The sequence below is a fragment of the Gallibacter sp. Marseille-QA0791 genome (assembly GCF_965119705.1).
In the GTDB taxonomy this organism is placed as follows: Bacteria; Bacillota; Clostridia; order Peptostreptococcales; family Anaerovoracaceae; genus Lentihominibacter; species Lentihominibacter excrementipullorum.
In genome coordinates this window covers 2,578,480-2,605,106 of record NZ_CBCPMH010000001.1, presented here as the reverse complement: position 1 = coordinate 2,605,106, position 26,627 = coordinate 2,578,480, and the positions used below count along the sequence as shown (strand labels likewise).

Below are 26,627 nucleotides of genomic sequence, written 5' to 3'. Positions count from 1 at the left end.
ACGCACCTATTTTTTCTTGATATTCAACTTGTTCATTTTCCTCGTAAGTGTCGACTTATCAATTCCCAACTTTCTCGCCAACTCCTTTGTCGTTCTACAAGATGCCATTTTCGTCTCTATTATTCTTTTCTCATAGGCGTTCATCTCTTCCTTGAGGGTCATATTCAATGAATTGATAAACTGTGCGTCTACTGATATATCCGAAAACAGTTCCCTGATATCGCTCTGCTCTATCACATCTCTTTGAGTTACTATCACCACCCGTTCTATTATGTTCTCCAACTCACGGACATTTCCCGGCCATCTGTATTTCTCCAAGCTTTTCCATGCTTCTTCACTCAAACTTTTATCTGTTTCATATTTATCATTGCACTTTTGTAAAAATGCTTTTCCCAGTATCCGGATGTCTTCTCTCCTATCTCGTAAAGGAGGGATAACAATCGGCACCACATTAAGTCGGTAATACAGATCTTCCCTAAAAGTTCCCGTTTTAACGGCCTCAAGCAGATTCACATTAGAAGCCGCCAAAATCCTGACGTTAACAGGGATATAATTATCCCCTCCTATCCTCATCACTTCTTTCTCCTGTATAATCCTCAACAGTTTCACCTGTAGTGGTAGCGGCAGCGAATTTATTTCATCCAAAAATACCGTACCTCCGTCTGCTGATTCGAATAAACCCGGCTTGCCTTCCTCCTTGGCACCTGTAAACGCCCCTGCTTCATAACCAAACAACTCCGATTCCAACAGCTTTTCCGGTATCGCGGCACAATTTATATCCATAAAAGGAGCATTTCTTCTGTTGCTGTTCTGATGTATAAGCTTGGCAGCCATACCTTTTCCTACTCCTGTCTCGCCTTCTATCAGTACCGTTGTATCTGTTTCTGCGACAGATTCCATGAGTTCTACGGTTCTCTCCATTAAGCGGCTTCTAAATACAAGTTCTGTATCTTTGTATTTAAAACTTTTAATATCCTTTTTCGTATCCGTACTTGAAACGCAGTATATTCTTATCTCCCGATTTTTGCAGAAATCTTTGATGTCATCGAGTTTTTCGGCAGCAATCACTGTATTTTTACCTTTGATGTCAGCCACATACTTTATTTGAGCCGTATCGATAATCGAAAGCATCTCTTTCTTGTCTATTTTTTCCATACCATCCCCCATACCGATTTTGCAAAGTTCTCAACAAAAATATACGGAAGGACAAAATCCTCCCGTATATAGATAATCCTACACGTTTTTTCCGAATATCGTCTGTTCTTTGACTTCTATCGCAGTTGTCTTTATAGCTTTTTCACAAAGTTGTACTCTTGCCTCCAGCTCTTCTTCTCTGGAAAGCTCAGGATACCCCGCAGGATAAGGAATGGCCACTGCCGCATATATTCTGTTGGCTCCCACCGAATACGATATAGGACAAATCGTGCAGAGATGCACTACAGGGATCCCCGCAGCGTCTATCTGTTTAACTAACGTTGCACCGCAACGAGTATCCGTTCCTCAGGTAGAGGTCAGCAGAGCAGCCTGAACTCCCGCATCCCTCAGATGCTGGGCCATCTCCTTGCCGTATCTCGTCGCTTTTTCCACCGACATGCAGTTTCCTACTGTAACAAGCATTTTATCGTACAACTCGCCTATCACGCCTCTCTTTTCAAGCTCTTTGAAAGCGTCGTAAGGCAGTATCCTCGTTCCCCATTCATTTCCATATACAGGATCATATCCGCCGTGTGCTACTTCTCCCTTGAAATTTTCTGCACTGCCGCCGAAATCATCTATGGTATAAGCGCACCACTTGGATGCAGACAGCGCCTCGAGATGATCAGGGTTTCCAACAGGCACCATACCGCCGGACGTGAGAATAGCGACCTTGGCCTTTGACAGATCCTTCACAGGAGCACTCGGTACGATATGATCGAACTTAGGCATTTCAACCTCTGTGATAAATGGCTTGCCCAGCGTCTTTGCCAGTGCCATATCCACTGCCCTCTCTGCACCGGTCTTTTCTCTCCAGCAAGGTCTTCTGATACCTCTCTCGAAATACCCTTCCTCCGCAGGGAGACCAATCTCTCCGCCTGCCGCTATCTTATTGGCAAACTCGGCAATCTTAGTGAGGGCCTTCTTCATATCACTCGCCTTTATTCCCGTAGGGAATATATATCCGTATTTCTTATACATCTCCAGACCCGGATTTTCTTCGTTCAACGCCGAGATGGCAATGATTCCTTTCTTAAACGCCGTCTCGCATACTCCGCCACAGGCCATGCCGTACCTTCCCGCATTGAAACCAGGGCCGGCAATTACCAAATCGATGTCATTTTCATCCAGGATCTTTTTCAGTTCTTCCTGGACCTTCTCCGTATTCTCAACGAAATAATTATCTCCGCATACAGCAGTGTTTACGATCTCGATGTCCTTGAGCATGCTCTGGAGAACATTTCCCGGACCAACCGTGCCTTCACGCAGCTCAAGAGGAGCATAAGCGGCATCCTCTCCGCCAAGCTGTCCAAAGAACTGATTTATATAATGTAATGCTCTCATTTCTTATCCTCCTTCCTCTTAATACGGTTCCGTGCAGTAACAGCCGTTGGCTGAATTGCTGGTCGATCCCATAATCACCAGAAGTCCTACCTTTATCTTTCCGTTGCCAAGCTCGCAGTCGGCAGGAGATCCTGACAACAGATGAAGCTGTTCTCTATACCCAATGTTCTTCTCCATCTCCGGCAGCTCGATAAAGCAGTTATCATTACCTGTCGAAATGACTGCTGTAGCCTTCGGCGATGTGTTGGCCATAGGCTCAGAGGTCCCGTCAGGTCCCGGGTTATCGTGAAGGACGATGACGCTGGCAATCCCTCTTTCTTCCGCTCTCTCACAGATGAGCATCAGATCCGCCTCAGGGTTGCCGCCGCCCTCCTGACTTATTATAATACTGTCAGCCATACAGGTCTGCGCCAGATTTACCGTGACCATAGCGTTTCTTTCTTTTTCAGCCAGGATTGTGCTTATCGGTGATGCTATCAGACCGCAAAAGTCCAGATCCATCCCGTGGCGCCTGTACAACTCTTCAATAATCGCATGATTTTGAATGTCGTAAGTCGTGTTCTTGTCGCTGGCAGTAACACAATTTCCCGAAACGATTGCGCCGTCAAACACTTCATTAGGGTGGAGCAGTTGTGCGTTCAGTTGTATCGCGTTCAGTCCGTAAACGTAATTGTCATGCAGCAGTCCCTGCGCCATTATAAGAAACGCGTACGATACCTTAGGCAGCTTCCTGGCAGGGTCGACCGGCTCCCTCTTGTAAGTCTTCACCTCGTCTGCCTCCACGTCAAGGCCCGCCTGAGCCAGGTAAAGAGATGCCTTCAGCCCCATCATTCTGATTTCCGTCTCGTGCTCCGTCGGAGTCAGACCGTCCACCGGGTCAGCCAGTACGACTACATTTATAAGCTGAGAAAATCTGCAGTACTTCGTAGCCGGGCCCGACATATCGATTATGCCCTCCTGAAATCCGATTATCTTTCCGCAGGTAGTTACGCAGCAGCCTCTGAGTACCTTGGTAGTTCCTTCTCCGCAGGCGGTGTAGCCGTCCAGGATCCCTGGGAAAGCCTTTCCCGTCTCCACCTTAACTCTAGGCTCGATCACATCCTTTACAGGGATTATCCTGGTCGACTCGCCCGGCTTTGCGATATCGACATCGATGTTTATAAGCTTGTCCGATTTCACCGTCTCTATAAGCTCATCTTTGTTTACCGTCAGTACTCCATTTTCAATAAATGTTTTTTCGCCAAAAACTACATCTTTGATATGGATGTATTCTAGGTTTAAGCTCATTTCCTTCATTGGATATTTACCTCCTTTTCAAATTCTATCTATAAATACTAGCATTTTACATGCCAACTATGGACTCCTGCAGTAAAAAAACGCATATCAATACAAAAACCTGTATTTCAGCCCTTTCTGTAATGTTAAAAATTACATTTTCAAAACTATAAAAAAAACATAGTTTCCTATTGTCTTCGTTGTCGATTCACAACCGATGCATAAATGCAACTCTTTTATTTTTAATTGGTTATTTTTATGAGAGAGGATTATAATAATACATATTTTAAATGATGAAAATCAGATTCGATTAACGAACTTGGGAGATTGACATGGAAAACAGACGAAACAATATAGATAAACTAAACAGCTTAGAATTTCAGGGACTCCTCAATAACGAATTTCAGGGACTTCTCAACTGTATAAAAGATGGTATCTTTATAACAGATGGAGCGGGGAAAGTTGTTGCCTGCAACGACGCTTCTCTAAACTTCTGCTATGCAAAAAAAGAAACACTGATAGGGAAAAATATGCGCGATCTTGTGGAAGACGGAACCTTCGATGATTCCGTCGCTCTGAAAGTCATTGAGAAAGGTGCACCTGTTACAGAAATGCAGAAAAGCTTGACTGATAAAGCAGATCTTCTCGTCACCGGCACACCCTTTTTTCTTGACAATGAAATAGCTTACGTAGTCATTACCGAACGCGATGTGACAGAACTGGTAAAACTCGAAAACACACTTAATCAGCTCAAAGAAATCACTGAGACAAGCCTCTATCATCAGTCCATAATGCCTTTCATCAAATCCGAGCTGGTATTCGAGAGCCCTGTAATGATAGATATGATAAATATGGTCGCAAGGATCTCAGCAAGCGATGCCACCGTATTGATCCAAGGTGAATCTGGGACGGGAAAAAGCATGATCGCTAAATTCATATATCAGAACAGCCTTCGTAGAGACAAACCCTTCGTAGAACTCAACTGCGGAGCTATCCCTGAAAATTTATTGGAATCAGAATTGTTTGGATATGAAGGAGGAGCTTTCACAGGAGCAAACAGCAAGGGCAAAATAGGCCTATTCGAAATTGCCAACGGAGGAACGATTTTTCTCGACGAAATCAGCAGTATCCCAGCTCACCTTCAGGTTAAAATACTCCGTGTCCTTCAGGAAAAAGAGATAATGCGTGTAGGCGGGACAAAATACATACCTATTGACATACGCATAATTTCAGCGACAAACTCAGATCTTGAGGCTCTTGTAAAAACTGGGGAATTTAGAAAAGATCTGTTTTACAGACTTAATGTCTGCCAGTTTACTATGCCGGCTCTCAGAGAACGCCGTGAAGATATCGCCCCGCTGTGCGAATTTTTCATGAAAAAATTCAACGCTAAGTATCACTGCAATAAAATACTATCACCTTCTGCAAAAAAGCTTCTCCACTGCTACACATGGCCAGGCAATATAAGAGAACTGGAAAACATCATCGAAAGGATCATTATCATCAATACGGCAGATATGATCACCAGTGAAAATATCGCACCTCTATTCCCTATGTCGAACCTTGAGGCCGCACCTCACAATAACTCAGGTTCGATAGATCTGAAAAGTGAAATTGAAAATTTCGAAAAGAATGTCATCATGGCAAAAGCAAAATACTGCAAAACAGTTACGGAGCTCTCACATAGCCTTTCCATCGATAAATCTACTGTAACAAGAAAACTGCAAAAGTATGGTATCATACTGTAATCGACCATTTCAATTAAGCTCGATGATACAGTCAACAGAAAATACGAATCCGCAGGTTCGGATCTTTCTGCTCTCATTCAAGCAAAAAAAAAATCGCCCTAATGGACGATTTTTTGTTGTTGGTTGCGGAGACAGGATTCGAACCTGCGACCTCCGGGTTATGAGCCCGACGAGCTACCAGCTGCTCCACCCCGCGTCGATATCAAGTTTTTTCAGTCCTCTGCCGGTTTTCCGGACTTGGTGCCGGAGACCGGGGTCGAACCGGTACGAGAATTACTTCTCACGGGATTTTAAGTCCCGGGCGTCTGCCAATTCCGCCACTCCGGCAAATAATAATCTGAAGCGGACACTTCAGATTATCAGTTGGCTCCAAGGGTGGGGCTCGAACCCACAGCCTATCGGTTAACAGCCGAGTGCTCCACCATTGAGCTACCTTGGAATATTAGATTGTGCCTCGTAACGGCAAGTGTTATTATACCGCAATATGCAGGCACATGTCAACCTAAAATCGATATTTTTTCATTTTTTCACCCTGTCCGAAAAACCGACTTCCACTGGCGCCCGTCCGGCTTCCGCCTCCGCATCTATCACCTCAGGCTCCAGCATCCCGGGTTTTTCCCTCATGAGCCGTTCATCTTCTCTTCGTATCTCCTCCATACTGGCGCTGTGGTCCGCCTCCATGGCCAGCCGTATCATCTCTATCTTCCGGGAAAATTTCTCTACGTTGGCTTCGTCGCCTTCAGCTTCATATATTGCCAGCAATTCCTCCATAGTCTCAAGATGGCTTCCGTTGAGGCGCAGCGTTTCCGTGAACTCAGCTATCGCCTCGTCCCGGCGTCCCGTCATCTCGCAGGCCACTCCCAGATAATAATGGAGCGGCCACCACCCTTTGAATCTGGATGACAGGAAGGGCTCCAGCAGCGCGATGCCTTCTTCATACCTTCCGGCCATGATGTGATTGCAGCCTTCCTCCACTTGCAATGGCTCCTTCAGCTGCTCCAGCCGGGTTTCTATCTCTACCTTATCCTTCCCCTCTTTGCTGAGTTTTATGAAGGATTTCCACGTTATCTCCGTCTTTTTGTAAAGTCCCATGTTGAGATAAGCGTAACCCAGATAATAATACCCTTGTGCGAAGTCCGGATGAACAACCGTCAATATCTCAAACCAATCCAGTGCCTCTGCCTTGAACCTGCCGATATATTCCTCGCTCTCTCCGGCCAGATACATGGTTCTGCACGCCCTGGCACAGCCGTACATGCCGTCGAGAGAACCGGGATCTGCACAGAGAGCCGCGCGAAAATGTATACACGCACTGTCCATGTCGCCCTTTTCCGCCGCTTCGCTGCCCTCCCTGGACATGATACGAGACATATCACCGCCATACAATGCCTTCAGGATCTTCACATAATCTTCCACATATGCAAAGTGGGGGTCACTACCCATGACCCAGGTCATGTTCTCCGCCACGACTGCCATGGACACATCTTCTCCTCCTGCAAATCCACCCACGTCTTTCTTTCTCAGGGGAACCGGAACGCCGCGCAGCGCCTCTCCCGCCGATGATTTCTTCATGAAATCATCCGTCAGCTCCGCGAAGACCATTTCATCCAGATATTTTCTGAAATACCTGCCTATCCTGTCCTCTCTGATTTTTATATCAAATCTGCTTTCTTCGCTCATATCGTCCTTTCTTCGGGTATTTCCGGGGGTCGGGGCTTCCGCGGCATTCTTCCTCATCCGGCCACCGGCCCTTGTTTCCGATTCCAAATCCGGGAAGCAGCCAATCAAAAACTGTTAAAGAGCCCTGAACCTCTCGTCTCTGAACATGTCATGGTTTTTCATGGCTCTTCTCAGCATGTTCATCATCTTCTCCTTATCGTCAGGCAGATCTCCTCTCAGGGACACGTAATTGGAAGCGTGATTGCTCCTGAAGACGCACTTCTTGCTCACGTTGGTGTTTTCCAACATCAGCAGCGTCTCCGCCATCACTTCTTCCGGAGTGAGCAGCTTCATCTTTCCTGATTCTATGTCCCTGGCCATCGGAACCGAAGGATCCACTATCAGAGTGAGCAGCCCCACATAGGACGGCTCCATCTCACTTATCATGGTGCCGGTCTGTATGGCATGATCCTCCCAGCCATCCCTTCCGGCAAGGCCCGATATGAACGTGACGGAAGCCTTCATCCCACAAGCTTCTATTTTCCTCACGCCATCGATGAGCTGCTGTCTGGTCTCACCCTTGCAGATATCCTTAAGAACCTTATCACTTCCCGACTCGGCTCCCAGATACACCATCGTCAGCCCCGCCTCGTACAGCTCGCGCATTTCCTCGTCCGTCTTCTTAAGTACATCGGTGGCTCTGCCGTATATGGTCACCCTCTCACATTCAGGAAAATTATCCGATATATATTCCAGTATCGGCATCAGTCTCTTGTTGGAGAGAGCCAGCGCATCTCCGTCGCACAGGAACATCCTTTCGACACGGCTATACCGCCTTCTGGCCCACGCCAGATCTTCCAGCACCTCTTCCAGATTCCTGACTCTGAACTTCTTATCCTTGAACATCTTGCAAAATGTACACTTGTTATGAGTACATCCTATGGTCACCTGCACCAACAGGCTGTAGGCCTCGCTGGGCGGTCTGTATATATCTCCTTCGTATCGCATATCTTCCTCCCGTTACATCTTCTCCGGCGCCTTCATCCCAAGAAGGTCAAGCCCATTCCTGATGACATTCCTGGCGGCCATCACCAGTGCCACCTTGGCAGTCTTTTCTGTCTCGTCATCCACCAGTATATGTTCATCGTGGTAGAACTTATTGAATGCCTGCGCTATATCAACTATATGTCTGGTAACGATAGACGGTTCATACTTTTCTCCCGCCTCGGCGATAACTTCAGGCATTTCATATATGAGCTTTATCAGAGCATGGGCGCTGTCCGACGTTATCCTGGACGCGTCAAACCCTTCCTTCGCGCTGGCCATCACTGCCTCTCCGGCATTCCTCAATATGCTGCATGCTCTGGCATGGGTATACTGGACATAAGGACCCGTTTCCCCCTCGAAGTTGAGGACCTTGTCCCATGAAAACACGTAATCCTTTATCCTGTAATTGGACAATTCGTTGAATATCACTGCGCCTATCCCCACTTCTCTGGCAGTTTCGTCCACATTTTCCGTGTTTACATTCTTCTCCATGATTATCTTTCTGGTCTGCTCCACCGCTCTGTTGAGCACGTCTTCCAGGAATATCACACGACCCTGCCTGGTGGACATAGTTCCTTCTTCCATACTTACCAGGCCAAAAGGCACGTGGACGCAATCATCGGCCCAATCGTATCCCATAAGCCCGATGACCTTTTTCCACTGCTGGAAATGAAGATTCTGCTGAGATGCCACCACGTATATATTCTTATAGAAATCATAGGTGTTCTTCCTGTAGATAGCTGCCGCGATGTCTCTTGTGATATAAAGCGTGGAACCGTCAGACTTGGTTATCAGCGCAGGCGGCAGATCGAACTGGTCAAGCTTCACTATCTGAGCGCCGTTATCCTCTACCAGCAGGCCCTTATCCTTCAGCTCCTGGACCACTGCCGGCATCTTATCGGAATAAAAGCTTTCGCCGTTATAGGAGTCGAAGGTTATTCCCAGCATATCGTATACACGGTTGAATTCCCTGAGGCTCTCATCCCTGAACCACTGCCACAGCTCCACCTCTTCAGGCTCTCCGTTCTCAAGCCTGACAAATATGGCCCTTGCCTCGTCCTCAAGTGACGGATCCTTCTCCGCTTCCTCGTGGAACTTGGTATAATAGGAAAGGAGGGACTTTATAGGCTCCCTGATGACATCCTCCTTATTGCCCCACTTCCTGTAGGCGCATATCATCTTGCCAAACTGAGTCCCGTAATCACCCAGATGATTTATCCTGATAGTATCATATCCCAGAAAATCGTATATCTTGTATATGGAATTACCGATAACGGTGCTCCTTATATGACCTATATGGAAAGGCTTTGCGATATTAGGCGACGAATACTCCACGATCACAGTCCTGCCTGCGCCTATATCACTCCTTCCGAAGTCCTCATCTTTTTCAATGACCTCTTTCACCACATTGTCCGCAAACTCAGCCTTGGACACGAACATATTCACATAGGCATTGACGCTCTCCACCTTCTGGAACATCTTTTCGCCCTCTATAGCTTCCGCGATACCCTTGGCTATCATCGGAGGCGCCTTTCTCATTATCTTCGCCAGCTTGAAACATGGGAAGGCGTAATCCCCCTTACTGCTGTCAGCAGGGACCTCTATCATAGGCAATATCTCATCCCTTTCCAGCCCCTCGATGTGAGGTGCCAGGATATCCGCTATTTTCTCTCTGTAATTTATCATCTTTTTTCTCCTCTTCTGCTTTTCATCAGCCGGCGTTTATTTCAGCTTTACAACGGTAACGCCATCTCCGCCTTCATTGAATCCGCCGTTTCTGAAGCTGTCGACATTTTTGTTTCTTTTGAGCATATCCTGTATGCCCCTCCTCAGGATGCCCTCTCCCCTTCCATGTATGACCGTTACCTCCTTGAGGCCCGATATGAAGGCATCATCTATATATTTTTCCACATCCATCACTGCGTCATCCATGTTTTTACCTCGTACATCGATGGATGCCGATATGGTCTGAGCTTTACTTTTGTACAATCTTCCATATCCTGAAGCTTTTTTCTTTTTCTTTGGCTTTCCACTGTCTATCAGCATGATATCCGATAAATTGACGCCGATTTTCATCATCCCCACCTGCACCTGCAGATTGCCCTTCTCGTCGGGAAGGGATATCACTTCTCCGTTCTGGTTCAACGTCAATATCTTCACCCGGTCTCCCAGTGACAGTTTGTCAGGATCCACCGGTTCCCTGCTGACCTCCCGCTTTATGGTCTCTCTGTTCTTCCGCTCCAGCTCTTTGAGTCTTCGCCTGTTCCTGTCGAAACCGGCTGTACGTTCTCCCATGCTTTCCAGCCTTGACAGCGTCTTCAGCTCCTCCTGGACCTCACGTGACACTTCCCTGGCTTCCTTTACGATAGCTCTGGCCTCTTCTCTGGCCCTTGCCAACTCCTTCTCCCTGCGTTCTTCCAGCTTCCGCGCTTTTTCTTCCAGCTCCTCCTTCATCTTCTTCATCTGGATGTTGAGCATTATGGCTTCGTCCCGTTCCTCCTCAGCCAAGCGCTTATCTTCCTCCAACGCTGAGATGACATCTTCGAAAGCGATATCCCCTTCCTCCAGCAATTCTCTTGCCCTGTCTATTATTTCCCGGGAAAGGCCCAGCTTGCCGGAGATCTCAAACGCATTTGATTTCCCCGGGATCCCTGTGACGAGCCTGTAAGTCGGGCTCAGGGTCTCAACATCGAATTCCATAGATGCGTTCTCCACACCATCGGTAGAGATAGCATATTTCTTCAGCTCCGTATAATGAGTAGTAGCTATGGAACGAGCTCCTGCACTCTTCAGCTTCTCAAGTACAGCTATAGCCAGAGCCGCACCCTCTGTCGGATCCGTACCAGCTCCCAGCTCGTCCAGCAGTACAAGGCTCCCTTCATCCGCTTCAGCCACTATGTCCACGATATTTGTCATGTGAGAAGAGAACGTGGAAAGACTCTGCTCTATGCTCTGTTCATCACCGATATCGGCGAATATCTGACTGTAGACTGGTAATCTGCTTCCCGATGCTGCCGGTATATGAAGCCCTGTCTGGGCCATCAGGGAAAGAAGCCCTGCTGTCTTCAGTGTCACGGTCTTTCCTCCCGTATTGGGTCCTGTTATCACCAACGTATCATAACCATCACCCAGGGAAATATCTATAGGCACCACCTTGTCACGATCTATCAGCGGATGCCGCGCAGCTCTCAGATCCATGGCTCCGTCCACGCTGATCTCCGGCTCCTCTCCGCCCATATCCAACGACAGCTTTCCCTTTGCCATGAACATATCCAGATCCACAAGCAGCCTCTGATTATTGATGAGATCATGGTGAATTTCCGCCACAGACTCGGACAACTCCGTCAGGATACGATTTATCTCCGCCTTTTCATCCAGCTCCAACTGCCTAAGCTGGTTGTTGAGATCGACTATAGCCTGAGGTTCTATAAAAAGCGTCGCCCCACTGCCACTCTGGTCGTGAACGATGCCAGGCACTCTGGCCTTGTGCTCCTGCTTTACCGGTATCACATATCTTCCGTTCCTCATAGTCACGATGGAATCCTGAAGTATAGTCTTATTATCAGCCGAATTGAGAATGTGGTTTATCTTGGCTCTTAACGCTTCATTCTGCCTGACTATCGCCCGCCTGATGCTCCTCAGCTCCGAGCTGGCGTTATCCGCCATCTCATCCTCCGACAGTATGCATCTGTCTATTTCATCAGCAAGTCGTTTGTGGACAGCCAGCAATTCCGCCGCCGAAAAAATGACAGGCAGATCAGGTACGTCACCCTTCAGAAATGAGACCACCCTCTCAGCAGTCCTCATATTGTACAGGATACGCAGAAGCTGCGCCATCGTAAGGGTACCGCCTTTAGTCGCAAATGAAACACTTTCCTCAATATCATAAAAACCACCGACAGGTAAGGGTCCTTTGTAGCTTATCAGCCTTACCGCTTCTGTGGTTTCACCTTGACATTCCCTTATTTGAGACACGTCATCAAAAGGCTTCAGCTCTGAAATGACTTTCCTCGTCATTTCAGAGCCGGCCTTTTCCATAAGCATGTCGATCACTTTATCGTATTCAAGAATATTTAACGTCTTTTCTTTCATTTAGAATCAACCGTTGCTATTTTTGTATTTATCCAGTTCCTTCTTAAGCTGGAGATTCTCCATCTGGAGGTCGAAGAAGCTGTTTTCCAGCTCTTTGCACTTGCCTTCGATCTCCTTGACCACTTCGTCCATGCTGCTCTGGGCCTGAGCCTTGGCGGCCTCAGCGGCATCCATCAGCTTCTGGATATCGGCGTCCTTCTGCTTTATCTGATTCATCAGCTCATCCTTCTGCAGGACGATGGCCTGGGTCTCCTCCTTGTAATCCATGTAGTTTTTCTTGGACTCATCCCACAGCTGTACATAATGCTGGGCATCCTTTTCCAGCTGGATATTCATCCGTTTCAGCTCTTCCATCTCCTCCAGCACCTGGAAGTACTCGCTGGTGATATTTACGGCCGCGAGGACAGCGATGTTGGACGGTACCACGCCGGCTGCCTTGGCCGCTTCGGTCACTTCCTGCATCTTCATGTCCACATGAGCAGCTACCTGGATTATTTCTTCTCTCGTTTTTTCTCCCGCTATCACGTATTCCTGGCCGTAGATCTTTACCTTTACCTTATTGTTTTCCATACGAAACTCTCCTATATCTCCCTCAAAACCGCATTGAGTTTTTCCTTAAGGGCATCCAGCACCTTATTGTGCACCTTTGCCACTTCTTCATCTGTCAATGTCTTGTTTCTGTCTCTGTAGGTCAGCGCGAAAGCTACGCTCTTCTTTCCTTCGTCTACCTGCTTTCCTCTGTACACATCGAAGAGCTTGACACTTTCGAGTATCTCTCCACCGTACTCTTCGATAGTCTTCTCTATCTTTCCGACTTCCATATCCTCATCCACCAGAAGAGCGATATCTCTTGACGTGGATGGATACTTAGGAAGAGGTGTATAGGCTTTTTCCGTATCGGCATGTCTTATGAGGGCGTCGAACATGATCTCACAGCAATATATCCTCACGCCGTCCATCCCATAATTTTCGGCAACATCAGGATGTATCTCACCCATGATGCCAAGCTCGTCATAAAGAGCCTTCTCCCCGCCTCTGCCGGATGGGACTGATATCCGCGCGCATCTTCCCGGATGGTACACACCATACTGGGATTCAGCCGTGAACACGGCATCCTTTATCCCCATCACTTTCAGCAGTTCCTCCACGACTCCTTTGAGGCCGTAAAAATCCTCACCGTTACCGTACATACCGATACACAGGGAGTATTGCTCCTCAGGCAGATCGTCGCTGCTCACCATGTTGGCGATAAAAGTGTTTCCTATTTCAAATGCCTTTACTTTCTCTATTTTTCTCGAATAATTCCTGGCCAGCACTTCCAGCATATTAGGGGTGAGGATAGTCCTCATGACGGAGTTTTCCTCTCCAAGAGGGTTTATTATCCTGACAAAAGCCCTTTCCCACGAATCTTCGTCTATCCTCACGTTGTCCACACCTTTCGGGCTGACAAAAGAATAGGTCTGTATCTCATTGAGTCCCATGGCACAGAGCGAATCTCTCGTGAGATCTCTCAATGCTCTTTCCTCAGACATCCCCGCTTCACAATTGCCCTTAGGCAGTGTCACAGGAAGCTTGTCATATCCGTATATCCTGGCCACTTCTTCTATATAATCCTCCTCCTCAAGCAGATCCTGCCTTATGGTCGGAGGTGTCACCGTCATGATATTGCCGCTTCCTTCTACCTTTATCTCAAGGCTTTCAAGTATGTCTTCCATTTCCTGACGCGGCAGCTCTATGCCCAGGACATAATTGACTCTGTCGACTCTCACATCGATAGTCTTGGCCTTTTCCGGCACAGGATAATTGTCCACACTGCCTTTGCATACCTTACCGGCGCCTATCAGTTCTATCAATCTGCATACTCTGTCAGCTGCGGCTTCACAGAGATTAGGGTCTATGCCCTTTTCGAATCTGGACGATGCCTCTGTCCTGAGCCCCAGCTTCTTGGATGTGGCTCTGACACTGTCGCCGTTGAAGTTGGCTGACTCTACGATGATAGTAGTAGTGCTGTCTTCTATTTCCGAGTTGAGTCCTCCCATGACACCTGCTATGGCAATGCCTCTTTCAGCATCCTTTATCAGCAGCATATCCTTGGTCAGCGTCCTCTCGTTTTCATCCAAGGTCACGAATTTCTCGCCCTCCTCGGCATTCTCCACTATTATGGTCCCGCCCTTGACCTGATTGATGTCAAAGGCATGTATAGGCTGTCCATACTCCAGCATCACGAAGTTAGTGATATCTACGATATTGTTGATAGGTCTCATACCGGCGTACATCAGTCTCTTCTGCAGCCACCACGGCGACTGCTCCACCTTCACATCGGTCACTATCCTGGCCACATATCTTTTACAGCTTTCAGGGTTCCTTATGTCCACCGACACGTAATCCGCAGACTCTCCTTTGCCGTTTTCGTCTCTTATCTCGATATCAGGATATGTGAATTGCTTTTTGAATGTAGCGGCGGCTTCCCTGGCCATGCCTACCATCGAAAGGCAGTCAGGTCTGTTAGGTGTTATTTCAAAATCCACTACAGCCTGCCTGAGACCCAGGGCCTCGGCAAAATCACTGCCCGGTTCATAATCTCCCTCCAGGATCCATATACCATCCTTGTGAGCCACCGGCACCACCTTATCTTCAAAGCCCAGCTCCTCGGCAGAACACAACATTCCATAGGATTCCACACCTCGCAGCTTGCCTTTGGTTATCTTCACTCCGCCTTCCTTCTTCGGCTGGCCGTGGAGCGGTCCCGGTATCCTGCTGTTGTGAAGCGCCACCGGTACCAGGGCACCTTCGAACACATTGGGCGCGCCTGTCACGATCTGCAAAAGATCGTCTCCACCTACATCTATGCGGCACACCACCAGCTTATCGGCGTCAGGATGCTTTTCGATCTTCTCTATCCTTCCCACCACGACGTTTTCCATTTCCTCGCAGAAATGCTCACACGTCTCCAGATTGGAGCCTGACATTATCATCCTGTCGCAGAACTCCTCCGTATCAACTCCCGGATCTATATAATCTTTAAGCCATTCTATTGGAACTAACATCTGTCAACCCTCCTATTTGAACTGATTTATGAAGCGCATATCGTTCTCGTAAAACAATCTTATATCATCTACACCATATTTGAGCATCGCTACTCGCTCTACGCCCATTCCAAAGGCGAATCCGGTGTATCTTTCCGTATCGAGATCGCCCACTTTCAGCACATGAGGGTGAACCATACCACATCCCAGTATCTCTATCCAGCCGCTTCCTTTGCACACACTGCAACCCTTACCGCCGCACTTGAAACATGAAACATCCATCTCGGCGCTGGGCTCCGTGAACGGGAAGTGGTGAGGCCTGAACTTGGTCCTTGTGCTGGTCCCGAAAAGCTGCTTGGCAAAGCTGTCAAGCGTCCCCTTCAGGTCAGCCATAGTTATTCCTTCATCCACCACCAGTCCTTCTATCTGATGGAACATCGGTGAATGAGTAGCATCAGGAGTATCACATCTGAAGCATCTTCCCGGTGAGATCACCTTGATAGGAGGCTTCTGCTTCAGCAGCGTCCTCACCTGTACAGATGATGTCTGGGTCCTCAGCAGAGTGTCCTTGGTAATGTAAAATGTATCGCTCATATCTCTCGACGGATGATTCGGTCCCGCGTTGAGAGCATCGAAGTTATTGAACACAGTCTCCACTTCAGGGCCTTCGGCTATGGAAAATCCCATGTTCATAAACACCTTGGATACTTCCTCGATAGTTATGGTCAGAGGATGCTTTACGCCTAAGGATATCTCCCTTCCCGGCTCTGTCACATCCAGCTTTTCCATCCTGAACTGGGCTTCCTTGGCAGCTTCCTTCACTGCCTTGAATTTTTCTTCCAGCAGACCTTCTATTTCCGATCTTACTTTGTTGGCCATCTGTCCCGTTTCTTTTCTCTCTTCCGGGGACAACTTACCCATCCCGCGAAGTATCTCCGTAAGCTGGCCCTTCTTTCCGAGGATCTTTACTCTTATCTCATCGGTCTGCGCCAGAGTGGAGGCTTTCTTCAGCTGTTCCTTCGCCTCTTCCAAAATCTTGTTTAACTGAGCTTGCATTTCTGTTACCTCTCATTTGTTTTTATCTTTTCCGTGACTGGTACATGAGTATGCCCGCGGCTACTGCCGCATTGAGTGACTCTATGGACCCTTCCATCGGTATTCGTATCTTTACATCAGCAGCGTCGATGAAATCCTCACTCACGCCGTTGCCTTCGTTTCCTATGACCAGCGCCGTATCAGAGACGATATCGGCTTCAAAGCAGTTGATCCCGCCTTCGGGACACGTCACCGCCAGCCGTTTTCCCATTTCCCTGACCATACGGATCACATCGCCGGCTTTTCCCGCCTTTATAACAGGTACCCTGAACAGGGAACCGGCAGCCGCTCTCACTACCTTCGGCGCATATACATCGCCGCTTCCGGCCATCATCACGATCCCTCCGTACCCGGCCGCTTCGGCAGTCCTGATTATTGTCCCTATGTTGCCGGGATCTTGCAGACGGTCCATGATGAGCACATTCCTTCCGCCAACCATCTTTCGAAAACCATCGATATCATAATTTCGCATTTCCACCGCAGCAATGATCCCCTGTGGAGCCTCGGTATCCGAAAGAGCCCGAAACAACGGTCTGCTCAACATGACTGTATGCTGCCCCTCCAGCCATCGCTCCGGCTGTCCGCCTTCCTCCACGAAAACAGTCATGGCCTTTATCCCCATATCTAACGCATCCTCCAGAGGTTTGACACCTTCCAGCAGATACGATCCTGTTTCGTCTCTGTACTTTTTACGTTTCAGTCTGAGGGCATTTTTATATGTAGGGTTTTCCTTTGATGTGATGATTTTCATTATTTCCAACAATCAGAACAATAGCCGGCTGTAACCGGCTATTGGAATATTCTTTTCCTTTCCTTATCTCTGCAAGAAAGTCGGGATATCGATACGCGACGACCCTTTGTAAACATCATCTTCCGCTGCCTCAGCACTTCTTTCCGGTTGCTCTGTCATTCCAACGCCGTCTTCCGCGCCGCTTCCCGGGATGACGGAACTGTTAAGCAGATCGCTGCTGCCCTTTTCGAATCCGGCAGCGATGACCGTCACCAGTATTTCGTCCTGCATGTCCTCCTTGATGGATGCTCCCAGTATTATGATAGCGTTCTTGTCCGCTTCTTCGTCGATCTGACTGGCCACTCTGTCCACATCGAACATCGTAAGATCCCTTCCTCCGGTGATATTGATGAGTACAGCTCTTGCGCCCGATATCTTGGTTTCCAGGAGCGGACTGTCGATAGCGCCTCTGACAGCGTCTTCCAGCTTGTTCTCGCCTTTTCCTGTTCCCACTCCCATATGTACGATGCCTCTGTCCTTCATGATAGTCGTAACATCGGCAAAGTCCAGATTGATGAGCGCGTCATCGACTATGATGTCGGATATGCCCTGAACGCCCTTCTTCAACACTTCGTCCGCCATCTCGAAGGCCTCCAGCAGCGAAGTCTGCTCCTGGACTGTTTCCAGCAGCTTGTCATTAGGAACGACCACCAGAGAATCCACGTATTTCTTCAGGAACTTTATCCCCAGCTCAGCATGCTCACTTCGCTTCTTTCCCTCGAATCTGAAAGGCTTCGTTACTACGCCTACCGTAAGGATACCCATATCCTTCGCTATCTTGGCGATTATAGGAGCCGCTCCGGTACCTGTTCCGCCTCCCATTCCGCATGTAACGAATATCATGTCAGATCCGGCGATGAACTTTTCCAGATCTTCCAGGTTCTCCTCCGCCGACTTCTGACCTACTTCCGGATTCCCTCCGGCGCCCAGACCTTTAGTCAGCTTCTCACCTATCTGTATCTTCGTCTCCGCCTTGCTTTTGGCAAGAGCCTGCTTGTCCGTATTCACAGCGATGAAAGTAACGCCTTTCATGCCTCCCTCTATCATCCTGTTAACTGCGTTACATCCGCCGCCGCCGACACCGATGACTTTTATCTCCTGCAGCGTCGAGTCATTCATCTCAAATTGTAACATTCAGGGGTACCTCCTATAAATTCTCTTTACTCTATGGTTTTCAAATGCGAAATTCAAAGCATTTTCCTGCATAATAAACATATACATTATAACATACAAATTTTACGGCGTAAAGGAACAATAATTATTACTGCTTATATTGATAACACCGCTTTCGATGCTGCTCTGGTACAGATTATATATGACTGTCCTCAGGGCGTCCGATTCGATGGAACTCATGACATTGTCGTATTTCCCCTTACATATCAGCGTATCGTACACATAAGCCTGGACATCATTCCCGTCGATGTTTATCCTCTTGAAGTAGAGGTCATTGTTCTCCATCGCTTTTATCATAGCCATCGTCTTCTCATAAGCGTCGCTCTCCTCCACTTCGATGGTCTTTTCCAGTTCAGCGCCGTTCACCTGGATATTGTCCACCAGTGTCACCTGACGTTCCTCCTTGGATATTTCCAGCACCATACCGTCGTTATCGGTTATGACGAATTTCTTTCCCATCTTGAACTGAGCCTTTCCGCTTCGCTCCGTCACATGTATCACGATTTCGTTCGGCAGTTTCCTGTCCACGTCCACATCCTCGATATAGAGATTTTTCTTTATCCTGCGCTCCACGAACCACGGATGGACGTCGAAGATGTTCATCCCGGTCCGCAGCTCTGACAGCTCCAGGACTTCCTGATCCGAGACTTCCTCGTTGCCGGCTACGGCGATACCGTCTACCGTAAAATAATCTATATGACTTATAAAGTACAGTCCCACACATATCAGCAGGAATATTATGAAGCGCAGCAGATAATGCTTCTTTCTGCGCCGCTTCTTTTTTATCGTTTTTTCCGTACGGTTGTCACTTCTCATACTCTCTAATATCTCCGCCTAACAGCCTTATCTTGTCTTCCAACTTGCCATATCCCCTTTTAATATATTTAGTATTTCTGATAACGGTATCCCCTTCCGCCATGAGCCCTGCAATGACAAGAGCAGCGCCTCCCCTCAAATCGCCTGCGCGTACATCCGCACCACACAATATATTGTTATTTTTTATTATAACTTTTTTTTCGGATATTTCAATATCAGCTCCCATTTTTTTCAATTCTTTTGTATATCCGAACCTGTTTTCAAATATGTTCTCTTCTATGGAAGAGCCCTTGCCCACACTGGTCAGGAATGCCGCCAGCTGGGGCTGCAAATCGGTGGAAAATCCCGGATATGGCGCGGTAGCCACACTGCACCGCATCCTCTCATCACCCTTTGCAGCCGCCCAGATCTCATCCCGGCTGTACCCCACATGATACCCGCCTTCTTCCAGCAGAGATACCAGCGGATCCAGCGTACTTCTTTCCAGCCCCTTCAGCAGCACATCGCCGCCGGTAGCCAGTGTCATCAGCAGATATGTACCGGCTTCTATCCTGTCGCCTGTGATGCTGTGCTCACATCCTGTCAGGCTCCGGCCACCTTCTATCTCTATGGTGTCAGTGCCGGCGCCTCTGACTTTTCCTCCGCACCGGTTTATATACTTCTGCAGATCCTCTATCTCCGGCTCTCTGGCGCTGTTTCTGATCCTGGTGATCCCTTTTGCCGCCAGCGCCGCCAGCATCAGGTTCTCTGTGGCTCCCACACTGGGATAATCCAGCCGGATATCAGCGCCTCTCAGACTCCTCGCTCTCAGCTCTATATATCCTTCTCTGCAGAAAACTTCCGCTCCCATTTTCATCAGCCCCCGCAGGTGAAGGTCGATAGGCCGTCTACCGATATCACAGCCTCCCGGGCTGGTTATTACTGCTTCGCCACATCTGGCCAGCAGGGAACCGGCCAGAAATACACTGGAGCGCATTTCCTTCATCAGCTCGTCAGGTATCCTGCACTCAGATAGAAATGATGCGTCTACCGACAGTACGCTCCCCTCGCGTGTGATATGACAGCCCAAGGCGTCCAGTATCCTCGTCATGCTGTCCACATCCGATATCTCCGGACATCTGCGAAAGATATTCTCTCCCTTTGTGATCACTGATGCTGCCAATATGGGAAGCACCGAATTTTTTGCCCCCGAAACTGTCACCTCGCCCGAAAGCTTTCTGCCGCCTTTTATATGATAACTACCCAAAAAAACACCTCCGAACCATATTACATGATATGTGTGAGGTGTCTTTGTCGTTACTGCCTACTGTGTCTTTTCAGGACCCAGTATATTATCGCATATTATCTTCACCGCGTCGAAAGGAGCGCAGGCCAGACTCCCGGCTGCCATCTCTTTCATGGCCTCCGGATTGTTCTTCAGCTTCAGGATCTCGTCAGCCAGCTTATCATTGTCCAGATCTTTCTCTTCCACTATTATTGCTCCCCCTTTATCGGCTACTGCTTTCGCATTGAAATACTGATGATTTCCCGTTACCGCCGGGGACGGTATGAATATGGCAGGTTTGCCGCACACAGTCGTCTCAGCCACTGTAAGCGCCCCGCTCCTGCTTATGACCAGATCGGAAGCCGCCAGATATTTGGCCATTTCATGGATATATTCCACTATCACCACATTATCCGCCAGGGCCACGCCTCTGTCGGCCAGCTCCTGATTTATCGCTTCATAATAATAGCCTCCTGTCGCCAGATATATCCTGAAATCACTGACACCGTTGAATGTCTCTATCACCTTCATCATGGCTCGGTTTACGCGTCCTGCCCCCTGGCTTCCGCCGAAAGCCAGCACCACGAAATCTGAAGGCATCAGACCCAGTTCAGCTCTCGCTTTTTCCTTGTCAGCTTCGATGAATTCATGCCGCACAGGATTGCCTGCCAGCACATGCTTCTCCGGGAACCTGAAATCTCCGGATGCTTCTTCAAAGCCTAAAAACAGCTTTTTCACGCCTTTTTCCAGCAATTTGTTAGCCATGCCCGCCACGGCATTCTGTTCGTGGATATATGTCGGTATATGGAGCTTCTGAGCTTCTTTCATCACGGGAGCACTGGCATATCCGCCGGTTCCTATCACCACGTCGGGTCTGAATTCCTTGATGATCTTCCGTGACTTCTTCGCTCCTCTTCGAAGTGTTCTCATGACTTTGATATTCCTCAGAAGATGCTGTCTGTCGAACCCGTCGGCAGCTATCAATTCTATATCGTACCCGCTCTCCGGCACCAGATCGCGCTCCAGGCCGATCTCAGAACCGACGAACAGCACCTCCGCATCCGGCTTTCTTCGTCTTATCTCATCAGCTATAGCGACGGCCGGATATATATGCCCCCCTGTGCCACCGCATGTCATTATCACTCTCATTTAATTCACCCCTGTATTCTTAGGACCATGCCTCGATATATTTATCAATACTCCCGCGGAAAACATGAATATCAGCAACGCGTTCCCTCCATAGCTTATGAACGGGAGGTTTATCCCGGTAGCCGGCATGGACGACGTGACTACCGCTATATTGAGGATGACCTGTATAGCTACCATCAGTATTATTCCCGAAGCCAGCAGCACGCCAAACTGGTCAGGAGCGTTGACTGCTATGTGGACACCGCGCCATATGAAAAGACAATACAGCACTATCAGGAGAAGGATGCCGACAAATCCCAGCTCCTCGCCTATTATTGCCAGTATGAAATCGTTCTGCGGTTCCGGCAGATATAAGTTTTTCTGGATACTCTTGCCCAATCCCACTCCGAAAAGTCCGCCCGAACCGAGAGCCAGCAGCGACTGGACCGCCTGATATCCCTCATTGAGAGGGTCCGCGAACGGATCGGTGAAGCTGGTGAGTCTGCTGTACCAATAGCTGTCCTTCATGAACAGCAGTATGCTCAATATCCCGGCAGCTCCCACACCACCTGCCGTCAGAACATATCTCCACTTCAGTCCTGCTACCAGCATCATGGCTACGATTATCCCGCAGACAGTTATAGCCGTAGAAAGATTTGGCTGCATTATTATCAGCGCGCCATAAAGGCCGGCTACGCCCACCAGCGGCAGTATACCCCGGGTCAGCGATTTTATCCTGTCCCTGTCCTCGCTGAGGAACCACGCTACGAACATTATGGCCGCTATCTTGGCTATCTCGCCCGGCATGATGGTCACAGGCCCCAGCCTTATCCATCTGGTGGCGCCATTAGTAGTCTGCCCCAGCGGTGTCAATACCAATATCAGCAGCAGAACGCTGGCTATGAATATGGGTAATGCGAATTTCTTATACCTCCTGTAGTCGAAGGCCGCTCCCAGTATCATGACTCCGAATCCAAGCAGCACCCACATGCCATGACGCAACAGGTAGCTGTAGGCGTTTCCGTCCTGACTTATGGAGTAATAATAACTGGCGCTGAAGACCATGATAACTCCGAATATGACCAGCATCAGCGTAAAGAGCATCAGCCAGAAATCCCCTGATTTAAGCTTTATCGCTTTTTTCTTTCTCTTGACCGTTTTTACCTTTTTCTCCGTTTTTTCCAATCGCCCTCGTCACCTTTCCAACGCCTGAACACAGGCTTTAAAATGATTGCCCCTCTGCTCGAAGCTGGTGTACATATCCCAGCTGGCACAAGCCGGCGAAAGAAGAACGACATCTCCCGGCTGAGCGATCCTGTAGGCTTCTCTTACACAAGCTTCCATATCCTTGAGTATTATCGAATCGGTAAATCCCGCTTTCTCCGCCGCATCCTTTATCTTGGTAGCTGTTTTTCCCATCAGCAGCAGCATTTTCACCCTGCCGTCGAAGGCATCGACGAATTCTTTGAATGATGCGTCTTTATCGTATCCTCCCGCGATCAGTATTATATTCTCCTTCATGGCTTCTATGGCCTTGATGGACGCATCCGGATTAGTTCCTTTCGAGTCATTGACAAAACGTATATCGTCTATGGTTCCACACAGCTCCAGTCTGTGCTCCACTCCGTTGAACTCCCGCATGACTTTAGCTATGACCTCCGCCGGGATCCCGCCGAAAAATGCTATGGCACAGGCCGCCAGCGCATTTTCCAGATTATGCGCACCCGGTATCTTCAGCTCCACAGGCCTGCATATCTCAGTTATCTTTCCTTCCTCGTCCTTGATGATTATCGTATCCCCATCCACATAGACGCCGAAATCCAGCGTGGTCTTCCTGCTGAAAGGCACGACTTTCGCTCTGCAGTCTTTCGCCAGCTTCATACATTCTTCATCGTCGTGATTTATCACACAATACTGTTCAGGCGTCTGATTCCTGAATACCGCCGCCTTTGCTTTCCCGTAATTCTCCATCGTCTTGTGTCTGTCCATATGGTCAGGCGTAAGGTTCAGGATGGCCGATATCTCAGGCTGGAAATCTTTTGTGGTCTCCAGCTGGAAGCTGCTGGTCTCCGTCACGAGCCAGCTATCGTCTTCCGCCGCCAGCGCCTTGGATATGACCGCTACCCCTATGTTTCCCACCACATAAGTCTTCCTTCCGGCCGCCTTATAGATCTCGCCGACCAGAGTCGTCGTGGTTGTCTTGCCGTTAGTCCCGGTGATAGCCACATATTTACCGTGGCCTATCCTGTAGGCTATCTCCAGTTCTCCTATTATCTCCGCTCCCGATGCCTGAGCTTCCTTTATGAAATCCAGATCCGGAGATACTCCCGGGCTGAGAATGAGCATATCGAAGGCGCTCATGTCTTCCGGCTCACATCCCAGATAACAAGTCACTGACTTGCCCTCCAGGAAAGCGATCAGCTGGGGATCCAGCTCATCCTTCTTCTTATTGTCCTGGACCGAAACATCCGCTCCCAGCTTTACCATGGCCTGGACAGCTGCTTTCCCTGACTTTCCCATACCAACGACCAGTATTTTCTTATCTTTGATATCTGTTACGCTTTCTCTTGGCATTGTACCACTCCTAACATGATGAACGAATAACTAAATGATTGCAAATCCCACCAGACAGCAGATCACGGTAAATATCCAAAACCCTATGACCACATGTACCTCTTTGAAGCCGCACTTCTCGAAATGATGATGTATAGGCGCCATCCTGAATATCCTTTTTCCCTTTGTGATCTTGAAATACCCCACCTGCAGCACTACTGAAAGCGCCTCTATCACATATATGAGCCCGACTATCAACAGGAACAGCTCCATCTTCATCACTATCGCCGCCGCCGCCAGTCCTCCGCCCAGAGCCAGAGAGCCTGTATCTCCCATGAACACCTTTGCCGGATTCCTGTTGAACACCAAAAATCCCAGACAGCCTCCGCACACAGCAGCACAGAAATACGAGCCTGATGCCAGTCCGTATGAGACTCCCGCCACCGCGAAAAACAGCGTCACCAGCGCAGTCACTCCTGAAGCCAGACCATCCAGCCCATCAGTAAGGTTCACCGCGTTGGTCATCGCCAGTACCACGAAGACGATAAATGGTATATACCATATCCCGAAGTCGACATATATATCCGCCACAGGTATATATACATACGTGGTCTCCGTCGAATAATTAGCCAGGAACACTGCCAATGCCACCGATATCACTATCTGGAGGCCAAATTTCTGATACGCCCGGAGGCCAAGATTGTTCTTCTTTATAACCTTCAGATAATCATCGAAGAATCCTATGAGCCCGAAACCTATAAACACGAACAGTATTATCAACGTATCCGCCATGCTGCCATCCCATATGAGCGACGCTGTAAAAGCCGCCGCGGCAGTGCTGATGATTATGGCGATGCCTCCCATGCTGGGAGTACCTGCTTTGGACAAATGACTTTCCGGTCCTTCTTCCCGTATGTTCTGGCCTGCCCTGGCTTTGAGGACAGGTATTTCCAATTTGGTCAGAATGACGGAAATCACAAAAGCTGCTATGATTATTATCCCGATATTGACGTAATTCATGATATCTCCTAAATACTTAAAACTTTCTCTACTATCTGTTCCATCTTCATTCCTCTGGAACCCTTAACTAAGATTATGTCCCCCTGACCTATGAATTGATTCATTTTCCCGTATAAATCTTCCTTTTTTTTAAAGTACATCACCTGAAGGCCGCCTCCCGACGCGCCTTCCGCGATACGTTCCGCCTCGCTGCCTACAGCTATCAGTTTATCTATCCTCAGCCCTCTCGCGAAAAGTCCTACTTCAAAATGCTGTTTACCGCTCTGCTCCCCTAATTCATACATATCTCCCAGAATAGCTATACGGCTGCCGCTGCACGAACTTCTCTCCAGGACCTTCAGCGCGCTCTTCATGGAATCGGGACTGGCGTTGTACGTGTCATCTATGACTCGCAATTTATCGTTTTCCAAAAGCTTCAGCCTGCTTCCCGTAAGCTTCAGCTTCGAAAGGCCAGCCTCGGCCTCCTCTGTGGAAAGCCCCAACATGTGGCTCACCGCTATGGCCAGAGTCCCGTTGACTGCGTTATGCCTTCCCGGGACAGGAATTGCTACTCTGCTGCTTTTGGTCATATGCTCAAATGTAAATTCTATACCATCCAATCCCCTGTCGTCAATATCGGATATTATATAGTCGCTCTTTCCGTCCTCGCCTACCATCACCTGACGGTAATCTCCTCTGGTATTCTCCTTCGTCAGGAACCGGCCGTCCCACGGGAATATCAGCGCACCTCGCTCCTGCCCCATCGAAGAGATATGTTTCGCCACTTCCATCTTGGCATGAAAAATACCTTCCCGGCTTCCCAGATTCTCTATATGAGATACTCCGATGTTGGTTATGACAGCGATATGCGGTCTGACGATCTCCGCCAGTCTGTCTATCTCTCCCGCTCTGTCCATACCCATCTCCAGTACTACTGCCTGTGTGGAGCTGTCCATCTGAAAGATAGATAACGGCAGGCCGATGCTATTGTTGTAATTCTTCATGTTCCTGCCGCAGCGATACTTCTCGCTGAGAGCGTAATATATCATATCACGGGTCGTAGTCTTCCCAACGCTTCCTGTGACAGCCACCTTCATCACATCAAGAGTATCCAGATAATAGGATGCCAGCTGTCCCATGGCATAGACAGTATCCTCCACCTCTACCACATTGATGTCTCCATCCTCTGCATGATCGTACCATCCGTTTTTGTGAGAAACGAGTACAGTCCTGCACCCTGCTTCCAAGACCTGCGGTATATAGGTGTGACCATCGTGGTTTTCGCCTTTTATGGCGACGAACATATCCCCGGCCCCACACTGGCGCGAATCATGCTTCACTCCGGTTATGAATCCTTCATCACACGTCTTTATCAGACGTCCTCCCGTCGCCTCGACAACAGCTTCTATCGATATCTTATCCAT

Annotated in this window: 20 protein-coding genes and 3 tRNA genes; 1 reads left to right on the top strand and 22 read right to left on the bottom strand. The window is 48.6% G+C overall.

The annotated features are described in order from the left end of the window. Positions 1 to 6 precede the first annotated feature (6 nt). The 3 genes from ACQY69_RS11940 to ACQY69_RS11930 all read right to left on the bottom strand — a co-directional run bounded on the left by ACQY69_RS11940 (position 7) and on the right by ACQY69_RS11930 (position 3,834). Complete coding sequence (locus ACQY69_RS11940) at positions 7 to 1,155, bottom strand: sigma-54 interaction domain-containing protein (protein WP_428260741.1); 1,149 nt, start codon at positions 1,153 to 1,155, stop codon at positions 7 to 9. Positions 1,156 to 1,233: 78 nt separating this feature from the next. After that, on the bottom strand, positions 1,234 to 2,538 hold the full coding sequence (locus ACQY69_RS11935; RefSeq protein WP_428260740.1) for a glycine/betaine/sarcosine/D-proline family reductase selenoprotein B: 1,305 nt from the start codon (positions 2,536 to 2,538) through the stop codon (positions 1,234 to 1,236). A gap of 18 nt (positions 2,539 to 2,556) precedes the next feature. Beyond that, entirely contained in the window at positions 2,557 to 3,834 is a 1,278-nt protein-coding gene (locus ACQY69_RS11930; RefSeq protein WP_428260739.1) for a glycine/sarcosine/betaine reductase component B subunit, read from the bottom strand. A gap of 311 nt (positions 3,835 to 4,145) precedes the next feature. On the opposite strand from ACQY69_RS11930, the gene ACQY69_RS11925 reads away from it, so the two are divergent. Then, a complete protein-coding gene (locus ACQY69_RS11925; RefSeq protein ID WP_428260738.1) occupies positions 4,146 to 5,561 on the top strand; it encodes a sigma-54 interaction domain-containing protein in 1,416 nt (471 codons plus the stop codon). Between the two features lie 120 nt (positions 5,562 to 5,681). Here the strand turns inward: ACQY69_RS11925 and ACQY69_RS11920 are convergent. The 19 genes from ACQY69_RS11920 to ACQY69_RS11830 form a co-directional block, all read right to left on the bottom strand. Further along, a tRNA-Met gene (locus ACQY69_RS11920) sits at positions 5,682 to 5,757 on the bottom strand. A 42-nt stretch (positions 5,758 to 5,799) separates the two neighbouring features. Beyond that, positions 5,800 to 5,888: transfer RNA gene (locus ACQY69_RS11915), tRNA-Leu, on the bottom strand. Positions 5,889 to 5,925: 37 nt separating this feature from the next. Continuing rightward, positions 5,926 to 6,000: transfer RNA gene (locus tag ACQY69_RS11910), tRNA-Asn, on the bottom strand. 80 nt (positions 6,001 to 6,080) lie between these two features. Beyond that, positions 6,081 to 7,298 (bottom strand): tetratricopeptide repeat protein, encoded by a 1,218-nt coding sequence (locus ACQY69_RS11905; RefSeq protein WP_428260737.1) that lies wholly within the window; start codon positions 7,296 to 7,298, stop codon positions 6,081 to 6,083. 57 nt (positions 7,299 to 7,355) lie between these two features. Next, on the bottom strand, positions 7,356 to 8,228 hold the full coding sequence (locus ACQY69_RS11900; protein WP_428260736.1) for a B12-binding domain-containing radical SAM protein: 873 nt from the start codon (positions 8,226 to 8,228) through the stop codon (positions 7,356 to 7,358). Positions 8,229 to 8,240: 12 nt separating this feature from the next. Continuing rightward, positions 8,241 to 9,950, bottom strand: a complete 1,710-nt coding sequence (gene argS / locus ACQY69_RS11895; protein ID WP_428261057.1) for an arginine--tRNA ligase — start codon at positions 9,948 to 9,950, stop codon at positions 8,241 to 8,243. Positions 9,951 to 9,989: 39 nt separating this feature from the next. After that, positions 9,990 to 12,359 (bottom strand): endonuclease MutS2, encoded by a 2,370-nt coding sequence (locus ACQY69_RS11890; protein ID WP_428260735.1) that lies wholly within the window; start codon positions 12,357 to 12,359, stop codon positions 9,990 to 9,992. A gap of 6 nt (positions 12,360 to 12,365) precedes the next feature. Continuing rightward, positions 12,366 to 12,929 (bottom strand): cell division protein ZapA, encoded by a 564-nt coding sequence (locus ACQY69_RS11885; protein ID WP_428260734.1) that lies wholly within the window; start codon positions 12,927 to 12,929, stop codon positions 12,366 to 12,368. 11 nt (positions 12,930 to 12,940) lie between these two features. Next, a complete protein-coding gene (gene pheT / locus ACQY69_RS11880) occupies positions 12,941 to 15,406 on the bottom strand; it encodes a phenylalanine--tRNA ligase subunit beta (protein ID WP_428260733.1) in 2,466 nt (821 codons plus the stop codon). Between the two features lie 12 nt (positions 15,407 to 15,418). Further along, complete coding sequence (gene pheS / locus ACQY69_RS11875) at positions 15,419 to 16,441, bottom strand: phenylalanine--tRNA ligase subunit alpha (RefSeq protein WP_428260732.1); 1,023 nt, start codon at positions 16,439 to 16,441, stop codon at positions 15,419 to 15,421. A gap of 22 nt (positions 16,442 to 16,463) precedes the next feature. Then, positions 16,464 to 17,231: a TrmH family RNA methyltransferase gene (locus ACQY69_RS11870; protein ID WP_428260731.1), complete on the bottom strand. Its 768-nt coding sequence runs from the start codon at positions 17,229 to 17,231 to the stop codon at positions 16,464 to 16,466. A gap of 63 nt (positions 17,232 to 17,294) precedes the next feature. Then, positions 17,295 to 18,404, bottom strand: coding sequence for a cell division protein FtsZ (ftsZ, locus tag ACQY69_RS11865; RefSeq protein WP_428260730.1), 1,110 nt, complete (start codon positions 18,402 to 18,404; stop codon positions 17,295 to 17,297). Positions 18,405 to 18,506: 102 nt separating this feature from the next. Continuing rightward, complete coding sequence (locus ACQY69_RS11860) at positions 18,507 to 19,259, bottom strand: cell division protein FtsQ/DivIB (RefSeq protein WP_428260729.1); 753 nt, start codon at positions 19,257 to 19,259, stop codon at positions 18,507 to 18,509. Beyond that, complete coding sequence (murA, locus tag ACQY69_RS11855) at positions 19,249 to 20,505, bottom strand: UDP-N-acetylglucosamine 1-carboxyvinyltransferase (RefSeq protein WP_428260728.1); 1,257 nt, start codon at positions 20,503 to 20,505, stop codon at positions 19,249 to 19,251. The genes ACQY69_RS11860 and murA overlap by 11 nt, the downstream gene beginning before the upstream one ends. 57 nt (positions 20,506 to 20,562) lie before the next feature. After that, positions 20,563 to 21,672: an undecaprenyldiphospho-muramoylpentapeptide beta-N-acetylglucosaminyltransferase gene (murG, locus tag ACQY69_RS11850; protein ID WP_428260727.1), complete on the bottom strand. Its 1,110-nt coding sequence runs from the start codon at positions 21,670 to 21,672 to the stop codon at positions 20,563 to 20,565. Next, entirely contained in the window at positions 21,673 to 22,836 is a 1,164-nt protein-coding gene (gene ftsW / locus ACQY69_RS11845; protein WP_428260726.1) for a putative lipid II flippase FtsW, read from the bottom strand. Between the two features lie 9 nt (positions 22,837 to 22,845). Beyond that, positions 22,846 to 24,225 (bottom strand): UDP-N-acetylmuramoyl-L-alanine--D-glutamate ligase, encoded by a 1,380-nt coding sequence (murD, locus tag ACQY69_RS11840; protein ID WP_428260725.1) that lies wholly within the window; start codon positions 24,223 to 24,225, stop codon positions 22,846 to 22,848. Positions 24,226 to 24,255: 30 nt separating this feature from the next. Further along, complete coding sequence (mraY, locus tag ACQY69_RS11835) at positions 24,256 to 25,224, bottom strand: phospho-N-acetylmuramoyl-pentapeptide-transferase (protein ID WP_428260724.1); 969 nt, start codon at positions 25,222 to 25,224, stop codon at positions 24,256 to 24,258. A gap of 8 nt (positions 25,225 to 25,232) precedes the next feature. Further along, complete coding sequence (locus ACQY69_RS11830; RefSeq protein ID WP_428260723.1) at positions 25,233 to 26,627, bottom strand: UDP-N-acetylmuramoyl-tripeptide--D-alanyl-D-alanine ligase; 1,395 nt, start codon at positions 26,625 to 26,627, stop codon at positions 25,233 to 25,235.

What these genes read in the sequence shown, in the direction of transcription:
- ACQY69_RS11940 (WP_428260741.1), bottom strand. Translation starts at nt 1,155, where the DNA reads ATGGAAAAAATAGACAAGAAAGAGATGCTTTCGATTATCGATACGGCT.
- ACQY69_RS11930 (WP_428260739.1), bottom strand. Translation starts at nt 3,834, where the DNA reads ATGAAGGAAATGAGCTTAAACCTAGAATACATCCATATCAAAGATGTA.
- ACQY69_RS11925 (WP_428260738.1), top strand. Translation starts at nt 4,146, where the DNA reads ATGGAAAACAGACGAAACAATATAGATAAACTAAACAGCTTAGAATTT.
- ACQY69_RS11905 (WP_428260737.1), bottom strand. Translation starts at nt 7,298, where the DNA reads ATGAGGAAGAATGCCGCGGAAGCCCCGACCCCCGGAAATACCCGAAGA.
- ACQY69_RS11900 (WP_428260736.1), bottom strand. Translation starts at nt 8,228, where the DNA reads ATGCGATACGAAGGAGATATATACAGACCGCCCAGCGAGGCCTACAGC.
- ACQY69_RS11890 (WP_428260735.1), bottom strand. Translation starts at nt 12,359, where the DNA reads ATGAAAGAAAAGACGTTAAATATTCTTGAATACGATAAAGTGATCGAC.
- ACQY69_RS11885 (WP_428260734.1), bottom strand. Translation starts at nt 12,929, where the DNA reads ATGGAAAACAATAAGGTAAAGGTAAAGATCTACGGCCAGGAATACGTG.
- pheT (WP_428260733.1), bottom strand. Translation starts at nt 15,406, where the DNA reads ATGTTAGTTCCAATAGAATGGCTTAAAGATTATATAGATCCGGGAGTT.
- pheS (WP_428260732.1), bottom strand. Translation starts at nt 16,441, where the DNA reads ATGCAAGCTCAGTTAAACAAGATTTTGGAAGAGGCGAAGGAACAGCTG.
- ACQY69_RS11870 (WP_428260731.1), bottom strand. Translation starts at nt 17,231, where the DNA reads ATGAAAATCATCACATCAAAGGAAAACCCTACATATAAAAATGCCCTC.
- ftsZ (WP_428260730.1), bottom strand. Translation starts at nt 18,404, where the DNA reads ATGTTACAATTTGAGATGAATGACTCGACGCTGCAGGAGATAAAAGTC.
- ACQY69_RS11860 (WP_428260729.1), bottom strand. Translation starts at nt 19,259, where the DNA reads ATGAGAAGTGACAACCGTACGGAAAAAACGATAAAAAAGAAGCGGCGC.
- murG (WP_428260727.1), bottom strand. Translation starts at nt 21,672, where the DNA reads ATGAGAGTGATAATGACATGCGGTGGCACAGGGGGGCATATATATCCG.
- murD (WP_428260725.1), bottom strand. Translation starts at nt 24,225, where the DNA reads ATGCCAAGAGAAAGCGTAACAGATATCAAAGATAAGAAAATACTGGTC.
- mraY (WP_428260724.1), bottom strand. Translation starts at nt 25,224, where the DNA reads ATGAATTACGTCAATATCGGGATAATAATCATAGCAGCTTTTGTGATT.
- ACQY69_RS11830 (WP_428260723.1), bottom strand. Translation starts at nt 26,627, where the DNA reads ATGGATAAGATATCGATAGAAGCTGTTGTCGAGGCGACGGGAGGACGT.